Origin of the sequence: Rhodoplanes roseus (assembly GCF_003258865.1) — a bacterium.
GTDB lineage: Bacteria > Pseudomonadota > Alphaproteobacteria > Rhizobiales > Xanthobacteraceae > Rhodoplanes > Rhodoplanes roseus.
In genome coordinates, this window is record NZ_NPEX01000351.1 from 1 (window position 1) to 5182 (window position 5182).

The window sequence follows — 5182 nt, forward strand, 5'->3', positions numbered from 1 at the left end:
CTGATCTTCGGGGGCGCCGCCTCCAACGCCGCCGTGGTCGGCCCGGTGCCGTTCGGCACCCCGTTCACGATCCTGTGCGCCCTCACCCTGGTGAGCCTCGTCGTGGGCCCCTTCGCGGCCGGCGCGACGCTGCGCCAGGGCATGGAGTGAGGGCCTCCTCGGCGCAGTCGTTCCGGGGCGCGGACCGCGGGTTCGCGAACCCGGAATCCAGCCCGGATCTCGGAGCTTGCCGCTGGTCCCGGGTTCGCCGCGGAGCCTGTGCCCGGACGGCGCGAAGCGCCGATCCGGGTGCGGCGCCCCGGAATGACGGGGCCTCCTCGCCGCTCCGTAGAAGTGCCGCATTGCGCGGCCAATGCGTGCGGACTAAGAGACAGCGGACCAAGGGACAGCCATGGCCTGGATCGACCTCGCCAACCCGACCCGCTTCCTGCGTCTCGTCGACCGGGCCCTGCCCTGGCTGACGGCGCTGGCCGTGTTCGCCTTCGCGTTCGCGCTCAACGGCGCGGCCGAGGCGCCGGCCGACTACCAGCAGGGCGCCACCGTCAAGATCATGTTCATCCACGTGCCGGCGGCGTGGCTCGGCATGTTCTGCTGGGGCATGATGACGGTCTCGGCGCTCGGCACGCTGGTGTTCCGCCATCCGCTGGCCGACGTCGCCGCCAAGACCGCAGCCCCGCTCGGCGCCGCCTTCACGTTCGTCTGCCTGGTCACGGGCGCCCTGTGGGGCCGGCCGATGTGGGGCACCTACTGGGTGTGGGACGCGCGCCTCACCTCGGTGCTGGTGATGTTCGTGATGTATCTCGGCCTGCTCGCCCTGTGGCGGACCGTCGAGGACCCGGCCCGGGCCGGCCGGGCCGCCGCGATCCTCACCCTGGTGGGCGCCCTCAACCTGCCGATCATCAAGTTCTCGGTCGACTGGTGGAACACGCTGCACCAGCCGGCCTCGGTGGTGCGGCTCGACGGGCCCACCATCCACCCGTCCATCCTGATCCCGCTGCTCGCCATGACGCTGGCCTTCACGCTGCTGTTCGTCGCGCTCCATCTCGCGGCGATGCGCAACGAGGTGCTGCGCCGGCGGGTGCGGACGCTGCGCCTGCTGCAGGCGCAGGCCGCCCGGGGGGCCTGAGCGCCATGGATCTCGGGCCGCACGCCGTCTTCATCGTCGCGTCCTACGCGGTCACGCTGGTGATCGTCGTGGCCCTGATCGCCTGGGTGTGGATCGACCACCGCCGCCAGTCCCGCCTGCTGGCCGACCTGGAGGCGCGCGGGGTGCGCCGCCGCTCGGCCGAGCCGGCGCCGGCCCGGCCCGCCGACCCGCCCGCGCCCGTCAAGGAGACGGCGGCATGACGGCGGTCTCCTCGGAGACGCGCGGCAGCGGCCGGCGCTGGCTGGTGCTGCTGCCGCTGCTGGTGTTCCTCGGGATCGCCGCGCTGTTCCTCTACCGGCTCGGCGCCGGCGATCCGTCCGCCCTGCCCTCGGCCCTGATCGGCCGGCCGGCGCCCGCCACCGAGCTGCCCGGCATCGCCGGCCTGACGCGGGACGGCAAGCCGGTGCCCGGCCTCGCCGCCGCCGACCTGAAGGGCGGCGTCACGGTGTTCAACGTGTGGGCGTCGTGGTGCGTGCCGTGCCGGGACGAGGCGCCGCTCCTGATGCGGCTCGCCGAGGACAAGCGCATCCGCATCGTCGGCCTCAACTACAAGGACGACCCGACCAACGCGATCCGGTTCCTGGAGCGCTACGGCAATCCCTATGCGGCGACCGGCGCCGACAGCCGCGGCCGCGCCGGCATCGAATGGGGCGTCTACGGCGTCCCCGAGACCTTCGTCCTCGCCCCCGACGGCACCGTCGCCTACAAGCTGGTCGGCCCGATCACGGCCCAGAACCTCGACACCGTGCTGCGGCCCGCCATCGAGAAGGTGCTGGCGAAGGGGTCGTGAGGCGGACTGCGGCCTCGACCTGATCCATCGTGTCCCGGGCGGAGCGCGCCGCGGCAGCGGCGGACGTCTTGCATCCGGCGATGCCTACCCCTGCCCGACCACCAGATCGTCGCGGTGGATGACGGCGGTACGGCCGTGGCTGCCGAGGATCTTCGGGATATCGGCGGAGGAATGGCCGCGCAGGCGCTCGACGTCGGCGGCATCGTAGGCCGAGAGCCCGCGGCCGATCTCGAAGCCGTCCGGCCCGCGCACCACGACCGCGTCACCGCGTGAAAACTCGCCCTCGACCCGGACGATGCCGGCCGGCAGCAGGCTCTTGCCCCGGCGCAGCGCCGCCACGGCGCCGGCGTCGATGATCAGCGTGCCCTTCGGCTCCAGCGAGCCGGCGATCCACTTCTTGCGGGACGTCACCGGATTGCCGGCGGCCAGGAACCAGGTGGCGCGGCCGCGCTCGGCGATGGCGCGCAGCGGATGCTCGACACGGCCCGAGGCGATCACCATGTGGGTGCCGCCCGTGGTGGCGATCTTGCCGGCCTCGATCTTGGTGCGCATGCCGCCCTTGGACAGCTCGGAGGCGGACTCGCCGGCCATGCCCTCGATCTCCGGCGTGATCCGCTCGACCACCGGGATCAGCGTGGCGTTCGGGTCCTGGCCGGGCGGCGCCGTGTAGAGCCCGTCGATGTCGGACAGCAGCACCAGCAGATCGGCGCTGGCCATGGTGGCGACGCGGGCGCCGAGCCGGTCGTTGTCGCCGTAGCGGATCTCGTTGGTGGCGACCGTGTCGTTCTCGTTGATCACCGGCACGGCCCGCCAGTCGAGCAGGCGCGCGATGGTCGAGCGGGCATTGAGATAGCGGCGGCGCTCCTCGGTGTCGCCGAGCGTGACCAGAATCTGCCCCGCCGTGATGCCGTGGCGGCCGAGCGCCTCGGCCCAGATGCGGGCGAGCGCGATCTGGCCGATCGCCGCGGCGGCCTGGCTGTCCTCCAGCGCCAACGGCCCGCGCGGCAGCTTGAGCAGCGAGCGGCCGAGCGCGATGGCGCCGGACGACACCACCAGCACGTCGCGACCGTCGCGGTGCAGGCCGGCGATGTCGTCGACCAGCGAGGCGAGCCACGCCTCCTTCACGCATCCGGCCTCCTGGTCGACCAGGAGAGACGAGCCGACCTTCACGACGATGCGGCCGAAATCGGTCAGGGCGGGCAGGGTGCCGGACATGGGGTGGCCAGACGCAACGGGGCTTCGACGGTTTCGGGTGGCGGACGAGGGCATGGCGTCCTGCCATCCCATACCCGGACGGGGTTTGGCAATCGAGCCGATCGGCAGATCCGGCCTGCCGATCGCGGCGGTGCCGGCCGGATCGCCGCCGGTGCCGCGATGCAGGCTTCAAGAAGTCGGAAACCGAGTTGCGGCACCGGGGTTTACACCATGAGGGTGGCCCCCGGATGCCTCTGCGGGCCGTCGAACCAAAAGGAGAATCGCCCCGTGCCCGTGACCTCCATGGTCCATGTCGGAACCTCGGGCTGGAGCTACGACGGTTGGCGCGGCGTGTTCTTTCCGAACGATCTGCCCAAGCGGAAATGGCTCGCCTGGTACGGCGGCCGCTTCAACTCCACCGAGATCAACGGCTCCTTCTACCGCACGCCCCCATTGGGCGCCGTGTCGGCGTGGCGCGACCAGACTCCCGAAGGCTTCGTCTTCTCCTGGAAGGCGTCGCGCTTCATCACCCATTGGAAGCGGCTGTCGCCCCGCACGGCCGACAGCCTCAAGCTGATGGAGACACGGCTCGAGATGCTCGGCCCCAAGGCCGGGCCGGTGCTGTTCCAGCTGCCGGCGCGCTTCATCATCGACCGCGAGCGCCTGCAGATCTTCCTCGATCTGCTGCCGCCCGGCCGCCCCTATGTTCTGGAGGTACGCGACTCGTCCTGGTTCGAGGACGAGGTCTTCGAGCTGCTGCGCAAGTACGGCGTGGCGCTGTGCCTGTCCGACCATCGGGACGCCCGCGCCCCGTGGGAGCTGACGGCGCGCCATGTCTATGTGCGAGGGCACGGGCCGGAGGGCGACTATCGCGATCGCTATCCGGAGGCGACGCTGCGCGAATGGGCCGACCACATCCGCACCTGGCGGCAGCAGATGCGCGACGTCTACGTCTATTTCGACAACGACCAGAAGAGCGCGGCACCGCACGACGCGCGGCGCCTGCTGGAGATTCTGGAGGAGAGCTGACGTCGCCGAGCCGCCGGCCGACGCCCTGTCGGGGACGCCATGTCGGTGGCGCCAGCACGCTTCGGTCAGCGACCGCGGCCGACGCCGCGATCGGCGATCCGCCGCAGCAGGCCCCTGACGCCGCGCTCGCTCAGGAAGCCCGGCAGCGCGGCGAGCCGCGCCGGCAGCCGCGCGATATCGCGCAGATAGAGGGTCAGGCCCTTGCGGAACTGGCGGCGCCGGATCAGCCGCTTCAGGATGCGGGCCGCGTCCTCGCCCACCGCCTCGCGATACAGCCCCTCGGGCCGCACCGGAGCGAAGTGGAAGCGGCGGCGGATGCGCTCCAGGCTGGCCGGCAGCGCGGCCAGCGCGCTGTGGGTCGGATCGTCGTCGCGCCTGCGGTACTCGGCGGTGAGCCGCCAGGTCGGCGCGAAGTGACCCACGCAGGCGAAGCGGAGCAGCAGATAATAGTCTTCGCCGACGACGAACTCCGGATCGTCGCCGATGCTCGGCAACAGCCGGGCGCGCGCCACCCAGGCATGCGACGCGATCGTGTTGGCGACGCGGAACCGGATCGGCTCGAAATGGGCGAACCACAGGAGGGAGCGGGCGGACCGCGACTCGTCGACCTCGACGGTCCCGGAATAGGCGAGATCGACATTGGGATAGGCCGACAGGGTCGCGAGGCCGGCGGCCAGATGATTGGGCATCAGCGTGTCGTCGTCGTCCAGCACGGCGAAGAACGGCGTGTCGACGGCGGCGAGCCCGTTCCACAACGCGGTGCTGCGGCAGCCCGTGTCGGGCGAGTCGATCACCCGGATGAGCAGCCGCGACGCGGCGCGACGCGCCACGAAGCTGCGGATCGACTCGGCGTCGCGCCAGGCCACCACCAGCGCCCGGACGGCGGCGTGGCTCTGCTGCTCCAGCGAGACGAGGGCGCGGTCGAGCAGCGCGAGATCGCGGCCGCCGCTGCGCAGGATGCAGGTCACGACCTGGTCCGCCATGGCGGGCGGCGGCGCCCACGCGGCCCGCACGGCCGCGCC

At 71.9% G+C, this 5182-nt stretch carries 7 protein-coding genes; 5 read left to right on the top strand and 2 right to left on the bottom strand.

The window, feature by feature from the left end:
* From CH341_RS27780 to CH341_RS27795, 4 genes are all read left to right on the top strand, one after another.
* Positions 1–150: heme exporter protein CcmB (locus CH341_RS27780; RefSeq protein ID WP_210208644.1), on the top strand; the 150-nt coding region annotated here is incomplete at its 5' end.
* 241 nt (positions 151–391) lie between these two features.
* Positions 392–1126: a heme ABC transporter permease gene (locus CH341_RS27785; protein WP_111422228.1), complete on the top strand. Its 735-nt coding sequence runs from the start codon at positions 392–394 to the stop codon at positions 1124–1126.
* 5 nt (positions 1127–1131) lie between these two features.
* On the top strand, positions 1132–1347 hold the full coding sequence (gene ccmD / locus CH341_RS27790) for a heme exporter protein CcmD (protein WP_111422230.1): 216 nt from the start codon (positions 1132–1134) through the stop codon (positions 1345–1347).
* On the top strand, positions 1344–1937 hold the full coding sequence (locus CH341_RS27795) for a DsbE family thiol:disulfide interchange protein (protein WP_111422232.1): 594 nt from the start codon (positions 1344–1346) through the stop codon (positions 1935–1937). The genes ccmD and CH341_RS27795 overlap by 4 nt, the downstream gene beginning before the upstream one ends.
* Before the next feature lie 84 nt (positions 1938–2021).
* On the opposite strand, the gene proB is transcribed toward CH341_RS27795, so the two are convergent.
* On the bottom strand, positions 2022–3152 hold the full coding sequence (proB, locus tag CH341_RS27800; RefSeq protein ID WP_111422234.1) for a glutamate 5-kinase: 1131 nt from the start codon (positions 3150–3152) through the stop codon (positions 2022–2024).
* Positions 3153–3419: 267 nt separating this feature from the next.
* Here proB and CH341_RS27805 point away from each other — a divergent pair, with 267 nt between their 5' ends.
* Positions 3420–4160 (top strand): DUF72 domain-containing protein, encoded by a 741-nt coding sequence (locus CH341_RS27805; protein ID WP_342635042.1) that lies wholly within the window; start codon positions 3420–3422, stop codon positions 4158–4160.
* Between the two features lie 65 nt (positions 4161–4225).
* Here the strand turns inward: CH341_RS27805 and CH341_RS27810 are convergent.
* Positions 4226–5182: glycosyltransferase family A protein (locus CH341_RS27810; RefSeq protein ID WP_210208643.1), on the bottom strand; the 957-nt coding region annotated here is incomplete at its 5' end.